Origin of the sequence: Brevibacterium limosum (assembly GCF_011617705.1) — a bacterium.
Classification (GTDB): domain Bacteria; phylum Actinomycetota; class Actinomycetes; order Actinomycetales; family Brevibacteriaceae; genus Brevibacterium; species Brevibacterium limosum.
In genome coordinates, this window is the sequence record NZ_CP050154.1 from 4,074,680 (window position 1) to 4,093,939 (window position 19,260).

Sequence of the window (19,260 nt, forward strand, 5' to 3'; positions counted from 1 at the left end):
TGACGTTCCGCTGCAGGTCCCTGCGGTGGATGTCAGCGTCGTGGTCGAGAGGGCCGGGAGACCATAGGACTCCTTCTCCCTCCCAGCGCGGCCCGGCAGCTGGGAGAATCGAAGTCATGAGCAGGAAGAAACAGACCTTGAGTGAGTTCCTCACCGCCAAGCGCGCCGCCGTCCGGCCCGAGGATGCGGGAATCAATGACGCTGGTCCGCGTCGCGTGCAGGGGCTGCGCCGCGAGGAGGTCGCGGTGCTCTCCGGTGTAAGCATCGACTGGTATGTGCGCCTCGAGCAGGGACGTCAGGTCATCCCGTCGGAGTCCGTACTCGCGGCCGTCGCGCGCACTCTGCGGCTCGACGCCGCCGAGCGGGAGTACCTGTTCAACCTCGCTCGACCAACATCTGGCACCACGACTGCCGACGGGAACGCAGTTGTCCGCCCGGGCATCCGGAGGATGATCGACGGGTTGCAGAACCAGCCGGCGTTCCTCCTCGGTCCGCGCATGGAAGTCTGCGCCGGCAACGAGCTCGCCTGGGCTCTGTTGGCCGACTTCCCTGCCCGCGAGCCAGATGATCGGAACCTGCTCCGCTGGATTTTCACCGAGCCCGGGGCCCGTGACCTCTACCTCGATTGGGAGAACGTCGCCTCGGAACTCGTCGGCGTGCTGCAGCTCGAGGCCAGCGCAAGTCCCAGAGATCCCGCCATCGCTGCACTCGTCGGTGAACTCGCCACCGCCAGCCCAGAGTTCGCGGAGTGGTGGGCGCGCCCCAATCCGCAGGGGCGCTCCTCCGGGACCAAACGCTTCGCGCACCCCGTTGCCGGGCGCCTCACTATCGACTGGGAAGCTTTCACCGTCCCCGACGACTCCACTCAAACCCTGTTCGTCTACTCCGCCGCCGATGACTCATCGGCCGAGGCACTCCGGCTTTTGGCGACATGGCGCGCCACAGAGCGCGCCGAGGCCGACGACTCAGCAGACGTGACACATCAGCAACCAGCAGACAGGACCACAACGTGACCGGAATCGCACTCGTCACCGGAGCATCCTCAGGGATCGGCTTCCACATCGCCCGGCAGCTCGCCTCCCGTGGATACGACATCGTCGGCATCGGGGCGAGCGAGAGAATCCTCGCTCTGCCCGATAGGCTTCCGCAGGTGAAGGTGACGCCGGTGCGTGCTGATCTCACCGACCGCGGGCAGCTCGATGCCGCTTGGCGGTCCTTCGAGGAACTCGGGGTGCCGCTCGACGTCGCGGTTCTCAACGCCGGCAAGAGCCTTGGCGGCGGTTTCGTCGACACCGACCTCGATGAAGAGCTGCACATGCTCGATCTCAACGTGACCAGTCAACTCATCCTCGCCAAGCGAGTAGTCCGTCGGATGGCCGAGCAGAAGCAGGGGCGAATCCTGATCACCACCTCGCTGTCGGCAACGACACCGACCCCGTACGAGTCGATATACGGACCGACCCGGGCCTTCATGTACAGCTTCGCCCAGGGTCTGCGCGAAGAGATGCGCGAGTACGGAGTCTCCGTCACAGCCCTGCTTCCCGGCGCTACCGCAACGGATTTCCACGACACCGCCGGTATGCAGGACACCAAATTCGGCGACAACTCCTGGAAGAACGACCCCGAACTCGTCGCAAGACTCGGCGTCGACGCGCTATTAGCCGGACGCGACCATGTAGTGGGCGGCGACCGCAACACGCGCTGGTCCGCCTTGCGCAACAAACTCATTCCGGAACACGTCAAAGCCCGCAGATTCGCCAGTGATTCCAAACCACATACGTCGAAATGACGCTTAGCCGGTAAAACGCCAACGCGGGAATCTTCGCCCAACGACATCGTTACGGCCATCGGCATCGCCGCCTCAGTCGGCCCTGTCGGATCGACCGGTCCGCCCCGAGCCGGTCTCGTCTCTCTCAGCCTCCGACTGACAAAGTCGAAGCCTCGCTCCAGCTGCGCCACAGCCTGGCCACAGCGTGCGGGTGCTGAATAGGAGTCATCAAGCACTCCCCAACTGCTGAGAAAGGCACAGACCATGAACGAGTCGAGGCACACGAGGACGGCATACGCACAGAAGGACACGCACAAGCGCCGCCTGGCGCTGGCGGTCACGGGTGCCGCCGCCGCGCTGGCGCTGACCGCCGCTGGCCTCGCCGGAGTTCCCGCCTCGGCGGCGTCGAATTCCGCTGTGGCTGCCGACTCGGGCACGGCGATGCCCTTCACCGGTCAGCCCACCGACAACGGCAGCAGCACGAGTCCTGGCAGCGGCAGCGCGACTCCTGGCACGGGCGACGGCTCGACCCAGGAGGACGCCACTCCGGCGAGCACGAAGGAGTCCACCGGTGTCGTCCTCATCGACACCCGGCTCGGCTATGAGAACGCCGAGGCGGCCGGCACCGGCATGGTGCTCAGCCAGGACGGACTCATCCTCACGAACAACCATGTCATCTCCGGTTCGACGAAGATCGCGGTCACCGTGGCCACGACGGGCAAGCCCTATGAGGCCTCCGTCGTCGGCTCGGACTCGACGAAGGACGTGGCCGTGCTCAAACTCAAGGACGCCTCGAACCTGCAACCGGCCACCCTCGATGACGACTCCGTCTCGGTCGGCGACGATGTCACCGCCGTCGGCAACTCCGAGGGCGGCGGACACCTGCAGGCCGCCGACGGATCGGTCACCGACCTCGGCGCTTCCGTCACCACGACAGCGCAGGCCACCGAGGATTCGGAGACGCTGAATGACATGATCGAGGTCCAAGCCGATATCGTCTCCGGTGACTCGGGCGGTGCACTGCTCGATGACGAGGGCGAGGTCGTCGGCATGAACACGGCCGCATCATCCGGCGCCCCCGTCGTCACCGGCTATGCCATCCCCATCGAGACCGCGCTGACGACTGCGGAGTCGATCATCGACGGTCAGCAGACGAGCACGAACACCCTCGGCTATCCGGCGTTCCTCGGCATCGGCGTCGGCCAGTCCGATGACTCGGGACAGCAGGGTCAGTCCGGTCAGCAGGGCCAGTACGGCAGCGACGCGAACGGCCGATACGGGCAGTCCGGTGCTTCCTCGCAGACTGATGGCGCAGTGGTCGCCGGGGTCTACGAGGACACTCCCGCCGCCGAGGCGGGGCTCACCGCCGGTGACACGATCACCGCGATCGGCTCGACGCAGATCACCGACGGCACCGCCCTGTCCGAGGCCATCGCCGAGCACAAGCCCGGAGACACCGTGCCCCTGACTTGGACGGACGCCGACGGCCAGTCCCACACCTCGAATGTGACACTGACCGAGGGCCCCGCCGCCTGAGGGGAAGATTGCCCCACCACGCCGGGCGAGACGTAAGATCGGGCCATGCCCGGACACGAAGACGCCTCGCCCGCGGAGTGGTCGCCCCGCAACCGTCACAACCGAGGGCGCCTCGACTGGTCGACGATCCTGCGCAACATCGCCCTGGCCCTGGCGCTGCTGGCCGCGGTGTGGGCGATCTTCAACGTCCGCCTGCCCTCGATCGACGTCTTGCAGGCCGATATCGCGGCCGCCGGCTTCTGGGGCTTCGGCGTCTTCATCCTCATCTACGCGGTCGTCGCCGCCACCCCCATCCCGGTGACGATCATGGCGACCGCCGGTGGTCTGATCTTCGGTCTGGCCTTCGGGACTCTGCTGTCGATGATCGGGGTCGTGCTCGGCTGCTGGGGCGGGTACTGGATCGCTCGGGCGCTCGGCCGGGAGACGGTGATGCGTCTGCTCGGTTCGCATGCCGAATCCGTCGAGTCCCGACTCACCGGCGGCGGGTTCTACGCAGTGTGCACCCTGCGCCTCATGCCCGGCTTCCCCTACTGGCCGGTGAATTACGGCAGCGGGGCATTGGGGATCGACAGCCGCACGTTCCTCACCGCCACCGTCATCTCGTCCCTGCCGGGTCAGCTCTCGCTGGTGGCCGTCGGCGCCTTCATCGGGGGACCGAACGCCCTCAACGGCGTCGCCGTGGGAATCTCCTGGGCCCTGGTCATCACGCTCACGATCATCACGATGCGCCGATGGAAGTCAGCCCGCGAGAACGGCCACGGCTCCGCTGAGACCTGAGAGAGTGAGGACGTCAGTCGCCAGAGGCGCGACGTGCTCGTGACGCCGCAAGATGGGTGCGGTTGGCGCAGCTGCGCACATCGCAGAAGCGCTTCGACAGGTTCCGAGTGAGATCGGCGAACGCCGCCGAACAGTCACTGCCTGCGCACGGGCGCAGACGAGCGAGGTCTCCTGTGCGGACGAGATCGGTGAGGACGAGGGCGATATCGGAGGCCATCCGCTCACCCAGGGTCGATCCGGCCCCGGCGGCGTGGAGATGCCAGCCCCACTGGCCATGGCTGACAAGTCGGGGTTGCACCCGGATCTCATCGAAGCTCATGTTGACGGCCGCGACGACAGCGTCCGTATCGTCGCCGAGCACGATGCGGAATCGCTCGCGCAGTAGGACGGCGACACCGACGTCGAAGACGTTGGCCTCCACTGGTCCGGAAAAATCGTGATCGCGCACGAATTCGCTCAACTGAGCCGGGGAGGCGAGGAGGTCGTCGGTAGAGAGTATTCCAGGTGCCGTGTTGAGCAGGTCGACGAGCATCTGCAGATTCGCTCGGACATCGATCGGGAAACTCACGTCTCAATAGTAACTCAGACATTCTCAACATCCCAATAGCCGCTTTCAATCTCCCAAATCCACTCGCATTGACATGACCGTACCGATCTTTGCTACTGTCATAGCGAAGACGTCCACAACGGAGGCAACGAGGTCATGCGAAGCGGCACTCTCCTGGGTTTCACCTTCACGCTGCTATCTGCCGCATTCTTCGCCGTATCCGGTCCCGTCGCCAAGACGTTCTACGACATCGGCTGGTCACCGGGGTCGGTCGTTCTGCTCCGACTCGGCGGTGCCGGGCTGGTCATCCTCATTCCCTCGCTCGCGATACTCCGCGGCCGCTGGGACAAACTCAGACGCGCCTGGCCGATCATTGCGATCTACGGTCTGGTGACCATGGCGGGGGTGCAGATCTTCTTCTTCCTCGCACTCGAGAGTCTCGACGTTGCCGTCGCGGTGCTGCTCGAAATGATGGGGGCACCCGTGCTCATCGTGTTCTGGCTCTGGATCCGACACCGACGGCAGCCCCATCTGCTTACCGGAACCGGGATCCTCGCCTCTCTCGTCGGGGTGCTGCTCGTCCTCGATCTCACCGGAGGCGCCGGCAGTTGGGTCGGGGTCGCCTGCGCAGTGGCCGCAGCTGCATGCTTCGCGTGCTATTTTCTCGTCTCGTCGGATCAGCGGATCGATCTGCCGCCTCTCGCGCTGACCGGTCTGGGGATGGCGGTCGGAGCGATCGCGACTGTGCTGCTCACCGTGACGGGTCTCCTGCCGGCCACCTTTGCACTCACCAGCGTCACCTTCGCATCCGCCCCGATGTCGTGGACGCTTCCCGCCGTTCTTCTCGTGCTCTTCACCGTCGGGGCATACACCTGCGGCATCATCGGCCTGCGGCTGCTCGGTCCGACTGTCGGCTCTTTCGTCAATCTCAGCGAAGTGCCCTTATCCGCCATCGCAGCATGGATCATTCTCAGCGAGTCGCTGACCACTCTTCAGCTTCTCGGCACCGCCGTCATCGTCCTCGGCGTCTGCCTGGTCAAGGTCGGCGACCTGCGCACGACTCACTCGAAGTTCGGTTTGCGACGCTCCTGGAAGGCTGTGAACCCTTCGGCATAGTCCGGGGTCTGACGAGCCGATTCCTGCAGGGCAGCCTCTTGGGCGAGCACCTCGGCGAGGTTCGGGCGTTCGTCGGCGAGCTTCTGCACGAAGCCCTTCTCCATCGCGAAGGCCTCGGCCGGTCCGGTGACGATCTTCTCCAGCTTCGATTCGACGAAGTCGGTCAATTCCGCGGCGGGAACCGCACGTGAGACGATCCCGGTGGCGGCCGCCTCGGCGCCGGTCATGAAATCACCGGTGACGATGAGATCCATCGTCCGGTGATAGCCGACCCGGTCGAGGAACACGTGGTGGGCGCCGGAATCGAGCATCGCGCCGATTGCGGCGAACGGGGACCCGAACTTCGCATCATCGGCGGCGAAGATGATGTCGGCTGCCGCGGCGACTCCGTAACCGAGCCCGAGGGCAGCGCCCTGGACCTGGGCGATCACGGGGATCGGCAGCGCCCTGATCGATTGGAAGACGGGGGCGAAGATGTCGGCGAGGAAGGCGTGGGCGTCATCCGTCTCGACGTCGACATTCGCGATGTCGCGACCGGAGCAGAAGACCTTGCCCTCTCCGCGGACGAGGAGCACGCGGACGTTCGGGACCGCCTCGGCGACCTTGGCCACGGCGGCCGCGATATCGCGGAGGTTGTCCGCGTCGAGGGCGTTGCGGGACTCGGGTCCGTCGAGGACGAGCTCGGCGATCGGGCCGCGGTTCTTCAGTTGGATCTCGGTCATGGATGCTCCTTTGCGTGTCCTTGCGGTGGCGGCACCCCCTGGTGACGGACGCAGTCGCGCCCGTCACCAGGGGGTGCCGGGTGTCACCAGGTGTAGAAACCCTGCCCGGTCTTGCGGCCGAGCTCACCGGCGGCGACCTTGTCCTTGAGTATCTGCGGGGGTGTGAACCGTTCGCCGATCTCGGCGGCGAGGTGCTCGGCGATTCCCAAGCGCACGTCGAGGCCGACGATGTCCGTCGTCTGCAACGGGCCGGCCGGGTGCCGGTAGCCCAGGGTCATGGCACGGTCGATGTCTTCGGCACTGGCGACGCCGTCTTCGACCATCCGCATCGCTTCCAGCGCCAAGGCCACGCCGAGGCGGGAGGAGGCGAATCCGGGCGAGTCCTTCACTGTGATCGCCGTCTTCCCCAGTGCCGTCACCCATTCCTTGGCGACGTCGACGAGTTTGGGATCGGTGTGGGTGCCGACGACGACCTCGACGAGTTCGGACACGGGCACCGGGTTGAAGAAGTGCAGCCCGATGAGCGCCTGCGGCCGCGGCAGGGCTGCGGCGAGCTCGTCGATCGACAGTGCCGAGGTGTTCGTGCCGATGCTGGCGGCCGGAGCGTGCTTCGCGACAGCGGCGAGCACCTCCTGCTTGAGTTCGACGATCTCGGGCACGGCCTCGACGACGAGGAGGGCCTCGTCGAGCAGGGTCGGGTCGCGGTCGACGACGACGGTTCCGGGCACATTGATGCCCTTGGACTGCGACTTCTCGATCGACGCGTCGATGCGTTCCCGGGCGGCGGCCACGGTGTCGTCGGTGTTCTCGATGACGATGACTCGGGCACCGGCGGTGGCGAAGGCATGCGCGATTCCGGCACCCATCCGGCCGCCTCCGAAGACGCCGACGACATCGGGGACGCGGGCGGTGGTGGTGGCCGCCTCGGTGGGGGTGTCAGTGGTGTCGCTCATGCGTTGTCGCCTTCTTCTCGGGTGCGCGAATCGCGCTGCTGGTCGATCGCTTCGGTGGTCACGGCCTCGGCGCGTGCGCGCTCGGCCTTTTCCTGCTCGGCTGCCTTCTTCGCCTTCTTGGCCTCGCGCTTGGACAGGAACGCGTCCATGCGGGCGAACTTCTCCTCGGTTTCGAACAGCACGGCCTGGGCCACATTGTCGATGAGCGGATGCGCTTCACGCGGGGCGTGGAACGCCGACTTGCTCAGGCGCACGGCCAGGGGTGCGAAGCTCGCGATCCGATCGGCCAGCGCCTGACCGGCGAGTTCGAGATCCTCGGGGTCGACGACGTCATTGAGCAATCCGATGGCTTTGGCTTCATCGGCCTGCAGGGTCCGTCCGGCGAGGAGGATCTCCTTGGCGCGGGGTTCGCCGACGAGTTCGCGCAGGCGCCACGCGGCTCCGGCTGCGGCGAGGATGCCCAGACCGGTCTCCGGGTTGCCGATCTTCGTCGACGGGGTGCCGATGCGGAAGTCCGCGGCGAAGGCGAGCTCGGCACCGCCGCCCAGCGCGAATCCCTCGATCAGGGCGATGACCGGCATCGGCAGTTCCTGGATGCGGGAGAAGATCTTCGAGTTGATCCCGGCCAGGGCATCATCGCGACGCCGATTGCGCAGCTGCGAGATGTCGGCCCCGGCGGCGAAGACTCCGGATGTGCCGGTGAGGATCGCAACCTTCGGTTCGGCCTCGAGTTCGGCGCACACGGCGTGGAGGGCATCGACCATCGACTGGTCGATGGCGTTGCGGACCTCGGGCCGGTTGAGTCGGATGATCATCCGGTCCTCGTAGCGCTCGATGAGCAGCGGGGAGGCGGAATCGCTCACGCCGCCGGCGCTCACACGCGCTCCAGCAGCAGCGCCGATCCCTGGCCGACGCCCACGCACATGGTCGCCAGGCCCTTCGTCGCCCCGGCCTGTTCCAGACGGTTGAGCAGGGTCAGGGTGATGCGGGTCCCGGAGCAGCCCAGCGGGTGGCCGAGAGCGATCGCTCCGCCGAATCCGTTGACGGTCTCCGGGTCGAGCCCGAGGTCGCCCATGCACGCCAGCGACTGGGAGGCGAAGGCCTCATTGAGTTCGACGGCCTCGAGGTCATCAACGCTCCAGCCGGTGCGTTCGAGCACCTTGCGGGTCGCCGGGACGGGTCCGATGCCCATGATCTCCGGGGACACACCGGCATTGGCACCGGCGACGACCCGGGCGCGCGGGCTCAGACCGTGCTTGTTCGCATAGTCCTCGGATACGAGCACGACGACGGCGGCGCCGTCGTTGAGCGACGAGGAGTTTCCGGCGGTGATGACGCCGCCCGGTCCGTGGATGGGACGCAGCTTGCCGAGCTTCTCCAGCGTCGAATCGCGCGGACCCTCATCGGCGGTGACCTCGCCGACGGGCAGGATCTCACGCTCGAAGCTGCCGGCCTTCTGCGCGGCCAGCGCCTTCTGATGCGACTGGAAGGCGAATTCGTCGAGAGCCTCACGGGTGAGCTGCCACTTCTCGGCGACGCGTTCGGCCGTCTGCGGCATCGACAGGGTCACGTCCTCACCGAAGGCGGGGTTCGCGAACCGCCAGCCGATGGAGGTGTCCCAGGTCCGGCCCGGCTTCGACCACGCATGCGAGGGCTTCTCGCTCACCCACGGGGCGCGGGTCATCGATTCGACACCGCCGGCCACGACCACATCGGCGTCTCCGGCGGCGATCATCGCCCGCGCCGTCGTGATCGCGGTCATTCCCGAGGCGCACAGGCGGTTGACGGTGAATCCGGGCACGGATTCGGGCAGCCCGGCCAGCAGCACGGCCATGCGGGCGATGTTCCGATTGTCCTCACCGGCCTGATTCGCCGATCCGAGGAGGACCTCGTCGATGTCGGAGGCGTCGATGCCGGAGCGTTCGATGACGGTCTTGAGCGTTGTGGCCACGAGGTCATCGGGTCGCTGGTCGGCCAGAACTCCTCCGTAGCGTCCGATGGGGGTGCGCAGTCCGTCCAGAATGAATGCCTCGGGCATGGGTCTCCTCGCTGACGAGTTCGGGTAGGTGACATGGTACGGGCTTGCGCCCGGATGGCTTCGAGTCGCTCAGGAGTCGAAGTCGACGAGGACTTCGTCGCTGACGGGGAACGTCTGGCAGGTGAGGACGAAGTTCGCCTCGACCTCGGCGTCTTCGAGTGCGTAGTTGCGGACCATGTTGACCTCGCCGCCGCAGATCTTCGCACGGCAGGTTCCGCACACGCCGCCCTTGCAGGCGAACGGCAGATCGGACCGGGATTCCTGCGCGGAATCGAGGATGGTCTTGCCCTGCGACATCGCCGAGGTGGAGCGTTTGCCGTCGAGGACGACCGTGACATCGCTCGTCGCACCTTCGACCACCTTGTCCGCGTGGACGACCTCCGGCGGCGGTTCGTCGACATAGAAGAGCTCGAAGTGGATCTTCTCCTTCGGCACGTCGAATTCGGCGAGCACCTTGCGCGCATCTTCGAGCATGCCGAAGGGTCCGCACAGCCACACATGGTCCATGCTGCCGATCGGGACGATGGCGGTCAGCAGATCCCTCAGCTTCTCCTCGTCGAGGCGGCCGGAGAAGAGCTCGACATCGCGGGGTTCGCGGGAGAGCACGTGGACGAGGTCGAGCTGCTGGTTGCGGGCGTCCTTGAGATCGGCGAGCTCCTCGGCGAACATCACGGTGTTCGTGTGCCGATTGCCGTAGAGCAGAGTCACCGAGGCTTCGGGGTTGGACAGCACGGTCGAGGCGATGGAGAGCATCGGGGTGATTCCCGAACCTGCGGCGATGCACAGGTGCCTGCCGCCGGCAGAGGCGTCGGCGCGGAAGCTGCCCGAGGGCGGCTGCACCTCGATGGTGTCGCCGGCTCGGACCTCGTTGACCAGCCACAGGGAGAAGAGTCCCTCGGGGACTTCGCGCACGCCGATGCGCGGAGCGGTTCCGGCCGGGGCGCAGATCGAGTAGCTGCGACGGTGCTCGGCACCGTCGATGACGCGACGCAGGGTCAGGGACTGTCCTGCCGCGAAGTCGAAGAGCTCGGAGTACTCGCCCGGCACGTCGAAGGTCACGGCGGCCGAATCCTCGGTGAGGTGGTCGACGGAGCTCACGGTCAGCGGGTAGAAGGCCGACCGGGAGAGTCCGTCGGCGGGTTCGGTGGCGGGCGCCGCCTCGGCGGTCTGATCGATCGTGTCGGTCATCAGATCTCCTTCACATGGTCGAACGGTTCGAGGCAGTCGTTGCACTGGTACATCGCCTTGCATGCGGTCGCGCCGAATTCGGAGGACAGCCTGACATCGTCCGATCCGCACAGCACACAGGTCACTGCCCGGCGGGTGGGCATGAGCGTCAGCGCGACCGGGCCCTGCCGGGCCGGTGCGGCTCCGGGTGGGGAGATTCCGGCGTCCTTGAGCGCCTTCTTCCCGCGCTCGGTGATCCAGTCGCTCGTCCAGGCAGGTGTCAGGGACACACGCACCTCGGCGTCGGGGAATCCGGCGTCGAGGAGTTCGCGCTGCAGGTCATCGCGCATCGTCGCCATCGCCGGACATCCCGAATAGGTGGGGGTGATGGTGGTGACGACGTGGTCGTTCTCGATCGTGACGTCGCGCAGGACGCCGAGGTCGAGCAGAGTGAGCATCGGCATCTCGGGGTCGGTCACACGTTCGGCGGCGGCCCAGGCACGGTCGATCGCCTCGGCGTCGTCGGCCGGGGTGTGAGCTGCGCGGACGGCGGTCGGGTGCGTCTGAAGCATGGCGGTCACCACTGCCCCTCCGGGTGCTCCCGGGCGACGACCTGCATATCGGCGAGCAGCTTCGACAGGGCTTCCGTGTGGAGTCCGTCGCGACCCTTGCCGCCGTGGACGCCGACCCCGGCCAGACCGCCGCACTCGGGCCGGTCGATGCCGGCCGCGGCGAACACCTGATCGATGATCACGGAAGCTTCGTCGGCCACCTCGGCGGGGTCGACGCCGATGCCGGCTGCGGCCACGGCGGCTTCGACCGGGTGGGTCTCGAAGAGTTCGGTCCACAGCGGCCACAGGCCGTCGAGCGCGCTCATCAGGCGGGACTTCGATTCCTCGGTGCCGCGGGCCAGGGTGAGCACCCAGCGTCCGGCGAAGTCGCGGTGGTAGGACATCTCCTTCACACCCTTGGCCGCGATGGCCGCGAGCACGGTGTCGCGGCTGCCGGTGAGGCGTTCGAAGATCGCCAGGCGCCAGGTGGAGTAGATGAGGATCTTCGCGACCGCCTCGGCGAAGTCGCCGTTGGGGACCTCGGCCAGGCGGACGTTGCGGAAGGCGAGGTCGTTGCGGAAGTACGCGAGCCGGTCTTCATCGGGCACCGGGGAGCCTGCGGGCAGTTCGGGCACGAGCTCCGGGTCGGCGGCTGCGGCGCGGGCGAGCAGGAGACGCGCCTGGCCGAGGAGGTCGAGGGCGATGTTCGCCAGCGCGATGTCCTCTTCGAGGTCAGGGGCCATCGAGCACCACTCAGAGATCCGCTGGCTGAAGACGAGCGCGTCATCGCCGAGCATCAGGCAGTACGCGCCGAGGTCCTTGGGGTCGACGCCGTCGGGCACGGTCGTGTCGACACCGGCCAGGGGGTCTTCGAAGTCGGTGCCGAAGGCCCAGTTCGCGTCGTTGACGAGCAGTCCGGAGTACGCGTTGTCGTGCGTATCGTGGTCGACGTTCGTGCCGGCTTCGTCGTGTTCGACGTGGATGGTGGGTTCGTTGTTCGCAGTCATTTCTCGCCCCTTCTCACATATGGGGGACATCGTCGGGGATGTCGTAGAAGGTGGGGTGGCGGTAGACCTTGTCGCCGCTGGGGGCGAACATCGGGTCTTTCTCGTCCGGGCTCGAGGCCGTGATGTCGGCTGCGCGGACGACCCAGATGCTCACGCCTTCGTTGCGTCGGGTGTAGACGTCGCGGGCGTGGTGCAGGGCCATCTGATCATCGGCGGCGTGCAGGGATCCGACGTGGACGTGGTTGAGTCCGCGCTTGCCGCGGACGAAGACCTCGTAGAGCGGCCATTCGCCGCGGGGTGCCTTCCCCGAGGCGGTGTTGTCATTCGCCGAGGCTGGGCCCGGGTTGGTCTCGGTCATTTCGCTGTCTCCTCGGGTGTGGTGGTGTCGACTCCGGCTGCGGGGGACGACGTTTCGGGGGCGGCCGCCTCGGCGGCTTGGTTCTCGGCGAAGGCGAGCGCGGCTTCGCGCACCCAGGCCCCTTCGTCCCAGGCGCGCCTGCGGTGGTTGAGGCGCTGTTCGTTGCAGGGGCCGTTGCCCTTGACGACGTCCCAGAATTCGTCCCAGTTCGGGGTGGAGAAGTCGAAGTGTCCGCGCTCTTCGTTCCACTTGAGGTTCTCATCGGGGAACGTCACGCCGAGGGCCTCGGCCTGCGGGACGGACATGTCGACGAACTTCTGGCGCAGCTCGTCGTTGGTGTGGGTCTTGATGCCCCAGGCCATCGACTGCTCGGTGTTCGGCGAGTTGTCGTCGGGCGGTCCGAACATCATCAGCGCCGGCCACCAGAAGCGGTTGACCGATTCCTGGACCATCTCACGCTGGGCCTCGGTGCCGCGCATCATCGTCATCAGCAGTTCGTAGCCCTGGCGCTGGTGGAAGGACTCTTCCTTGCAGATGCGGATCATCGCGCGGCCGTAGGGGCCGAAGGAGGTCCGGCACAGCGGCACCTGGTTGCAGATGGCCGCCCCGTCGACGAGCCAGCCGATCGTACCGACATCCGTGTAGGACAGGGTCGGGTAGTTGAAGATCGAGGAGTACTTCTGCTTGCCGGCGACGAGCTTCTCGGTGAGCTCGTTGCGCGTGGCCCCGAGGGTCTCGGCGGCCGAGTAGAGGTAGAGGCCGTGTCCGGCTTCGTCCTGGACCTTGGCCAGCAGGATCGCCTTGCGCCGCAGAGAAGGCGCGCGCGAGATCCAGTTGCCTTCTGGCTGCATGCCGATGATCTCCGAGTGCGCGTGCTGCGCGACCTGGCGGATGAGCGTCTTGCGGTAGGCCTCGGGCATCCAGTCCCGGGGTTCGATCCGATCCTTGGCCTCGATCGTGGCGTCGAACTGCTCCTGCAGCTGCGCCTCGTCGTGGCGGTTGTCGTTCATTTGAGTTGTCATGACCACTCCACCCTTGGATGTGCCCTTGTCAGGACCTGCCTCGGTCAGCGGCTGCCGACCTCGAATCGGTCCGACCATCGTAAGACCTTCGGCCCGGGGCATCCATTTACTGACCATTTGTTCTGTATTGTTGCCACAAGTGTCGCACACCCCGCGCCCGGGTGCAATGCCGCCCACGACGGAGTCGTCCCGCCGCGCCGCCGTGCCGTTCAGCGGATTGTTGGGTCGATCCACGGCGTCCTCAGCGACGAAACCACCGTGGATCGACCCAACAATCCGATTTCTGCCGCCGAGCAGCACTCTGGCACGACCGATTGACACCGCAGAACTTGACAGCGTCGGCGATCGGAACGATATTTATTGACCAGATGGTCGTTTATTCTCCGACGGGCTGACCGTCCGGGATCCCGGGGAACTCTCACCGTCGTCCACACGCAGCGGCGCAGGCACTCCTCGTGCACCGGCGCCCGAACCCGCGACTCGAGGAGGAGCCGACTATGGGCCAGCCCGCCCACGATACGACGACCGCGGAGTCGGAGACCCCAAGCGACCCCTCCCCCACCGAGGCGGCTCCCGAATCTCGCACCGAGGCGGCCACTCCGCCCCCCGCAGATTCCCTCACAGAGGCGGGCCCAGAGACCGAGGCGGCCCACGAAACCAGTGCGTCCCCCGCAGATTCCACCACCGAGGCCGCGCCCGAGTTCACCGGTGCGGCCGCGATGTTCGCCAATGATCGCGCCTCCCAGCACCTGGGCATCACCGTCGATGACCACGGACCCGGCTGGGCGCAGTGCTCGATGACGGTCACCGAGATCATGACCAACGGCCACGACATCACCCACGGCGGCTACGTCTTCCTCTTCGCCGACACCACTTTCGCGATGGCCTGCAACTATCCCGGCTCGATCACCGTCGCCTCGGGAGGGGACATCGACTTCCTCAAACCCACCTACCTCGGTGACGAGCTCGTCGCCCGCGGCCACGAAGTCGTCAAGCAGGGCCGCTCGGGCATCTACGACGTCACGGTCACCCGCGGCGACGACATCATCGCCACCTACCGCGGCCGCTCCCGCACGCTGCCCGCCCGCAAGTAGACCCGGCCGACTGCACGACCTCCCGGCCCGCGTCCGGCTCCCAGCCGCGCCGGACCACCCCCACCGCACCACCCGTCGACGACCGGACACCGAAGCACGGTGGACCACCTCGGCGGTCTTTGGATCTGGCACACAGAAGCTATTCGCAAGGAGACGATGATGACTGAGACCGACCTCGACGCCGGCGAACGGATGAGCCTGGACGAGCTGCGCGCCGACCAGCTGAAGAACCTCAAGACCTCGGTGACCTCGGTGTACGAACGGGTGCCGTTCTACCGGAAGGCCTTCGACGACCTCGGCGTCACTCCCGCAGACATCACGAGCCTCGAGGACATCGCGAAGCTGCCGTTCACGACCAAGCAGGACCTGCGCGACAACTACCCGTTCGGGCTCTTCGCCGTCCCGCAGGACCAGGTCGCCCGCATCCACGCCTCCTCGGGCACCACCGGCCTGCCGACGGTCGTCGGATACACGATGGGCGATCTCGATCGGTGGGGCAGCCTCATCGCCCGGTCCATCCTCGGTGCCGGCGGCAAGCGCGGACAGATGATGCACAACGCCTACGGATACGGCCTGTTCACCGGCGGACTCGGCGTCCACGGGGCGGAGCGTCACGGGTTCACCGTCGTCCCGATCTCCGGCGGTCAGACCCCGCGCCAGGTGCAGCTCATCCAGGACTTCAAGCCGGACATCATCACGGCCACCCCAACCTACCTGCTCACGATCCTCGACGAATTCCACAAGCAGGGCATCGACCCGACCTCGACGAGCCTGAAGACAGCGATCTGCGGCGCGGAGCCGTGGACGGACGAGATGCGCAAGGAGATCGAGAACTCCTTCAACATCAACGCCGTCGACATCTACGGCCTCTCCGAGGTCATGGGCCCCGGCGTGGCCTGCGAATCCGCAGTCACGAAGGACGGCCCGACGATCTGGGAGGACCACTTCTACCCGGAGATCGTCGATCCCTTCACCGGCGAGGCGCTGCCCGACGGCCAGGAGGGCGAACTCGTCTTCACCTCGCTGACGAAGGAAGCGCTGCCGATCATCCGCTACCGCACGCACGATCTGGCGACGCTGCTGCCGGGCACCGCACGTCCGAACTTCCGCCGCATCTCGCGCATCACCGGCCGCTCCGATGACCTCATGATCATCCGCGGCGTCAACGTCTACCCCGCGAACGTCGAGACCGTGCTCTTCGAGTTCGCGCCCCTGAGCCCGCACTTCCAGCTCGTCCTCACCCGCCCGGGTCGGATGGATGAGATGACCGTCGAGGTCGAGGCCCGAGAAGGCGTCGGCGCCGTTGAGATCGATGGTCTCGACAAGCTCGTGGCCGCCCGGATCAAGGAGCGCCTCGGCGTCTCCTGCACCATCGACATCAAGCTGCCCGGTGACCTGCCGCGCTCGGTCGGCAAGATGAAGCGCATCATCGACCGCCGCGAAGGCGTGCGCTGAGATGAGGCGCTGGGCATGCGCTGAGGTCAGTCCTGCTGTGAGTGCTGCAGTGAGTCCTGCTGTGAGTGCTGCTCTCAGTGCTGTGACCTGCGTCGCGGCACTCGCCGAGGTGGCCGATTAGACTGATGCGCATGCCCGAATCGTCCTCACCCGCGTCGACATCTCCCGGATCGACGTCGCCGACGTCTGCATCGAACGCTTCGGCCGCGGCAGATCCGTCGACCACCCCCGCCGAGGCGACCGCCCCCACGCCTGCCGGCTCCGCCGAGGCGACCGCCAAACGTTCGCGCCGCGGCCGTCCCGGCTACGACCGGGAGACGCTGATCAACAAGGCCACGGAGGTCTTCGTCTCCCGCGGCTACGACGGCACCTCCATGGACACGGTCGCCCGTGAGCTCGGCATCACGAAGTCAGCGATCTACCACCATGTGAAGTCGAAGGAAGAGCTGCTGCATCTGGCGATCAGCCGCGGGATCCGCGCGCTCGACTCGGCAGTCGAGACCGAGAGCCTGCGTGAGAACCTCACCGCGCTCGAGCGCCTGCAGCTGGCCGTGCGCGCCAGCGTGGTCATCCTCATCGAGTACCACCATTCGGTGACCCTGCTGCTGCGCGTGCGCGGCAACTCACCGCTCGAGCGCGACGCACTTGAGGCCCGCCGCAACATCGATGCGAAGGTCCGTGCGCTTGTCGAAAGCGCCATCGCCGAGGGCGGTCTGCGCTCGGACTTCACCCCGGGTCTCATCACACGTCTGCTCTTCGGCATGGTCAACTCGATCACCGAGTGGTATCGACCCGGCTATCCCGTCGACCCCGACACCATCGCCGAGGCGGTCACGACGATGGCCTTCCAGGGCCTGGAGAGCTGATCACCTTCCCGGCCTCTCAGCCGAGGTCGAAGCCGAGCGCCGACATCCCGGCGGCGACGACCCACTCCACCGTCCCGTCCATCTCGGCCAGCAGCTCCTCGCGCGGCGGCTCGTAACCGCTGATCACCCAATCGACGACGAGTTGGATTCCCGCTCCGACGAGCACATCGCCGAGGATGCGCCGCTTTTCGTCCGTGGCCCTCAACCCGGGGACCGACGCGGCCAGACGGTCGACCAGTTCGCCGCCGATCGACCTCCCATGTCGGCGATAGAGCTCGTCGACCCGCGCGCTGACCCCGAGCACTTCGAAGAGATGCACGCGTGCCCTCACCGGATCGGCCTGAGCCCAGTGGAGGAAGGCGGCGATGAAGCCGCGCAGCACCTCGGGGGCGCTGTCCCCGCCGCCGGCGAGCACAGTCGCGCGCAGATCGGCGACGACCTGCTCGTAGACCGCGCAGAGGAGGTCTTCGAGGGTGGAGAACGATTCGTAGAAATAGCGCTTGTTGAGGCCCGCGGACTCACAGACCGCCCCGACTGTCGTCGCCCGATACCCCTGGGTGCCGAAAAGGGAGAGGCCGGCCGCGATGATCTGCTCGCGACGAGCGCTGGTGCGCTCTGCGGCGCTGCTGCCGGCGTACTGGCGTCCCTCATCACTCACACTGTGATCTTGACAACATCGGCGAACGATTGCAAACTGGTACGCACTCGTACCAGAAAGGACGCCGATGAAGTCCACCCTTCCAGGAGACTCCGCGCTCAACGCTGGTCGACGAGCTCGGGACCTCGCCTCCGTCACCGAAGGCGAGGTCGACCTCGTCGTCATCGGCGGCGGATTCACCGGCGTCGGGGTCGCCCTCGACGCGGCGGCCCGTGGGCTCAGCGTCGCCCTCGTCGAACGCGGCGACCTCGCCTCGGGCACCAGCAGCTGGAGCTCCAAACTCGCCCACGGCGGACTGCGCTACCTAGCCAAGGCCGACATCGGGATCGCATGGGAATCAGCCGTCGAACGCGGCCGGCTGATGAACACCATCGCCCCGCACCTCATCCGGCCGCTGCCGATGATCTTCCCGCTGCACCCGGGGATCGGCCGCGTCGAGGCCGCCGTGACGAGCGCCGGCTTCCACGCCGGCGACGCCCTGCGGATGCTCGCGCGCACCCCGAAGGAACTGCTCCCCCACCCCCGCCGGATCTCGGCCGCCGCAGTCCGGCGGCTCGCCCCGACCACCGACGCCGCTGGTCTGCGCGGCGGACTGCTCAGCTGGGACGGCCAGCTCATCGACGACGCCAGGCTCGTCGTCGCCTTGGCCCGCACGGCCGCAGACCATGGTGCACGCATCATCACCTACGCCGAGGCGACCGCCGTCGAACCCGGCCGCGTGCACGTCAGGGACCGCCTCACCGGGGACGAGCACACCATCGGCGCCAAGCAGATCGTCAACGCCGCCGGCGTCTGGTCCGATACGCTCTCCGACGAGGTCGAACTGGCCCCCAGCAAGGGTTCGCACATCCTCGTGCCGGCCGCTCGCCTGGGCCACCCGGAGGCCGCGATCACCGCACCGGTGCCCGGTCATTTCGGCCGCTACGTCTTCGCTGTGCCGTGGCACAACGGTCTGGTCATGATCGGCCTCACCGACGATCCGCATCATGGGCCGATCCCGGAGCGCGCCCACCCCGACGGCGACGAAGAGACGTTCCTCCTCGACACGATCAACGCCGTCCTCGGCGACAAGCTCACGCCTGAGGACATCGTCGGCAGCTACGCAGGCTTCCGCCCGCTGATCAAGAGCGCGGGAGCGTCAGCCAGCGCCGACCTCTCCCGCAGGCACGCCCTGCTGCGCGACTCGCGGACCGGTGCGCTGACCATCGTCGGCGGCAAACTCACCGCCTACCGACGCATGGCCGAAGACGCCGTCGACGCCGTGGTCGAAGCCGGCGGCCTGTCGGCCGGGCCGTGCCGGACCGCCGAACTCGGACTCGTCGGCAAGGGCACCCCCGCCCCCGGCCTGCCCGAACGCCTGGTCGCCGTCTTCGGAACCGAGGCCGCGAAGGTCGCCGCCTACGGTGACGCCGACCCCGCCCTCAACGAACCGGTGAGAGAGGGGATCCCGCTGACCGGGGCGGAAGTCCGCTTCGCCGTCGAGCACGAACTCGCCCTCACGGTCGAGGACGTCATCGACCGGCGGTCTCGTTGGGGTCTCGTCGACGCCGATCGCACCGACCTCTATGACTCTGTGGTCCGGCTCGCTCCGGAACTCATCACCGAATCACGACACGAAGGATGAC

20 protein-coding genes are annotated in these 19,260 nt (G+C 67.0%); 9 read left to right on the forward strand and 11 right to left on the reverse strand.

What is annotated here, in order from left to right; all coding sequences use genetic code 11:
- Positions 1-116 precede the first annotated feature (116 nt).
- From GUY37_RS18175 to GUY37_RS18190, 4 genes are all read left to right on the forward strand, one after another.
- On the forward strand, positions 117-1,013 hold the full coding sequence (locus GUY37_RS18175; protein ID WP_166828663.1) for a helix-turn-helix transcriptional regulator: 897 nt from the start codon (positions 117-119) through the stop codon (positions 1,011-1,013).
- Complete coding sequence (locus GUY37_RS18180; RefSeq protein ID WP_166828668.1) at positions 1,010-1,789, forward strand: SDR family NAD(P)-dependent oxidoreductase; 780 nt, start codon at positions 1,010-1,012, stop codon at positions 1,787-1,789. The genes GUY37_RS18175 and GUY37_RS18180 overlap by 4 nt, the downstream gene beginning before the upstream one ends.
- A 243-nt stretch (positions 1,790-2,032) precedes the next feature.
- Positions 2,033-3,304 carry a S1C family serine protease gene (locus GUY37_RS18185; protein WP_166828671.1) on the forward strand — a complete coding sequence of 424 codons (1,272 nt, stop codon included), beginning with the start codon at positions 2,033-2,035 and terminating at the stop codon, positions 3,302-3,304.
- 45 nt (positions 3,305-3,349) lie between these two features.
- Positions 3,350-4,081 carry a TVP38/TMEM64 family protein gene (locus GUY37_RS18190; RefSeq protein WP_166828674.1) on the forward strand — a complete coding sequence of 244 codons (732 nt, stop codon included), beginning with the start codon at positions 3,350-3,352 and terminating at the stop codon, positions 4,079-4,081.
- 13 nt (positions 4,082-4,094) lie between these two features.
- Here the strand turns inward: GUY37_RS18190 and GUY37_RS18195 are convergent, their stop codons facing one another.
- Positions 4,095-4,649 (reverse strand): CGNR zinc finger domain-containing protein, encoded by a 555-nt coding sequence (locus GUY37_RS18195; RefSeq protein ID WP_166828676.1) that lies wholly within the window; start codon positions 4,647-4,649, stop codon positions 4,095-4,097.
- A 135-nt stretch (positions 4,650-4,784) separates the two neighbouring features.
- On the opposite strand from GUY37_RS18195, the gene GUY37_RS18200 reads away from it, so the two are divergent.
- Complete coding sequence (locus GUY37_RS18200) at positions 4,785-5,744, forward strand: EamA family transporter (RefSeq protein WP_166828679.1); 960 nt, start codon at positions 4,785-4,787, stop codon at positions 5,742-5,744.
- Here the strand turns inward: GUY37_RS18200 and GUY37_RS18205 are convergent.
- From GUY37_RS18205 to paaA, 9 genes are all read right to left on the reverse strand, one after another.
- Positions 5,690-6,466 (reverse strand): enoyl-CoA hydratase/isomerase family protein, encoded by a 777-nt coding sequence (locus GUY37_RS18205; protein WP_166828682.1) that lies wholly within the window; start codon positions 6,464-6,466, stop codon positions 5,690-5,692. The two genes, GUY37_RS18200 and GUY37_RS18205, sit on opposite strands and share 55 nt — an antisense overlap.
- A gap of 83 nt (positions 6,467-6,549) precedes the next feature.
- The gene (locus GUY37_RS18210) at positions 6,550-7,419 is read right to left on the reverse strand and encodes a 3-hydroxyacyl-CoA dehydrogenase family protein (protein ID WP_166828685.1); all 870 of its coding nucleotides are present in this window, start codon (positions 7,417-7,419) and stop codon (positions 6,550-6,552) included.
- Complete coding sequence (locus GUY37_RS18215) at positions 7,416-8,234, reverse strand: enoyl-CoA hydratase/isomerase family protein (RefSeq protein WP_166829981.1); 819 nt, start codon at positions 8,232-8,234, stop codon at positions 7,416-7,418. Before GUY37_RS18215 ends, GUY37_RS18210 begins: the two co-directional genes overlap by 4 nt.
- 59 nt (positions 8,235-8,293) lie before the next feature.
- Positions 8,294-9,457: a thiolase family protein gene (locus GUY37_RS18220; protein ID WP_166828688.1), complete on the reverse strand. Its 1,164-nt coding sequence runs from the start codon at positions 9,455-9,457 to the stop codon at positions 8,294-8,296.
- A 69-nt stretch (positions 9,458-9,526) separates the two neighbouring features.
- Positions 9,527-10,645 (reverse strand): 1,2-phenylacetyl-CoA epoxidase subunit PaaE, encoded by a 1,119-nt coding sequence (gene paaE / locus GUY37_RS18225; protein WP_166828691.1) that lies wholly within the window; start codon positions 10,643-10,645, stop codon positions 9,527-9,529.
- On the reverse strand, positions 10,645-11,196 hold the full coding sequence (gene paaD, locus GUY37_RS18230) for a 1,2-phenylacetyl-CoA epoxidase subunit PaaD (protein WP_166828694.1): 552 nt from the start codon (positions 11,194-11,196) through the stop codon (positions 10,645-10,647). The genes paaE and paaD overlap by 1 nt, the downstream gene beginning before the upstream one ends.
- Before the next feature lie 5 nt (positions 11,197-11,201).
- The gene (paaC, locus tag GUY37_RS18235) at positions 11,202-12,182 is read right to left on the reverse strand and encodes a 1,2-phenylacetyl-CoA epoxidase subunit PaaC (protein ID WP_166828697.1); all 981 of its coding nucleotides are present in this window, start codon (positions 12,180-12,182) and stop codon (positions 11,202-11,204) included.
- A gap of 13 nt (positions 12,183-12,195) precedes the next feature.
- Positions 12,196-12,540, reverse strand: a complete 345-nt coding sequence (gene paaB / locus GUY37_RS18240) for a 1,2-phenylacetyl-CoA epoxidase subunit PaaB (protein ID WP_166828700.1) — start codon at positions 12,538-12,540, stop codon at positions 12,196-12,198.
- On the reverse strand, positions 12,537-13,562 hold the full coding sequence (gene paaA, locus GUY37_RS18245; protein WP_208094720.1) for a 1,2-phenylacetyl-CoA epoxidase subunit PaaA: 1,026 nt from the start codon (positions 13,560-13,562) through the stop codon (positions 12,537-12,539). Before paaA ends, paaB begins: the two co-directional genes overlap by 4 nt.
- 497 nt (positions 13,563-14,059) lie before the next feature.
- Between paaA and paaI the strand changes: the two genes are divergently transcribed.
- From paaI to GUY37_RS18260, 3 genes are all read left to right on the forward strand, one after another.
- A complete protein-coding gene (gene paaI / locus GUY37_RS19435; protein ID WP_323127515.1) occupies positions 14,060-14,656 on the forward strand; it encodes a hydroxyphenylacetyl-CoA thioesterase PaaI in 597 nt (198 codons plus the stop codon).
- A 159-nt stretch (positions 14,657-14,815) separates the two neighbouring features.
- Complete coding sequence (locus GUY37_RS18255) at positions 14,816-16,111, forward strand: AMP-binding protein (RefSeq protein ID WP_166828703.1); 1,296 nt, start codon at positions 14,816-14,818, stop codon at positions 16,109-16,111.
- Between the two features lie 131 nt (positions 16,112-16,242).
- Complete coding sequence (locus tag GUY37_RS18260; RefSeq protein ID WP_166828707.1) at positions 16,243-16,977, forward strand: TetR/AcrR family transcriptional regulator; 735 nt, start codon at positions 16,243-16,245, stop codon at positions 16,975-16,977.
- A gap of 16 nt (positions 16,978-16,993) precedes the next feature.
- Here the strand turns inward: GUY37_RS18260 and GUY37_RS18265 are convergent, their stop codons facing one another.
- Positions 16,994-17,635: a TetR/AcrR family transcriptional regulator gene (locus GUY37_RS18265; protein ID WP_166828710.1), complete on the reverse strand. Its 642-nt coding sequence runs from the start codon at positions 17,633-17,635 to the stop codon at positions 16,994-16,996.
- A 67-nt stretch (positions 17,636-17,702) separates the two neighbouring features.
- On the opposite strand from GUY37_RS18265, the gene GUY37_RS18270 reads away from it, so the two are divergent.
- Positions 17,703-19,259, forward strand: coding sequence for a glycerol-3-phosphate dehydrogenase/oxidase (locus GUY37_RS18270; RefSeq protein ID WP_166828712.1), 1,557 nt, complete (start codon positions 17,703-17,705; stop codon positions 19,257-19,259).
- Position 19,260: the final 1 nt, after the last annotated feature.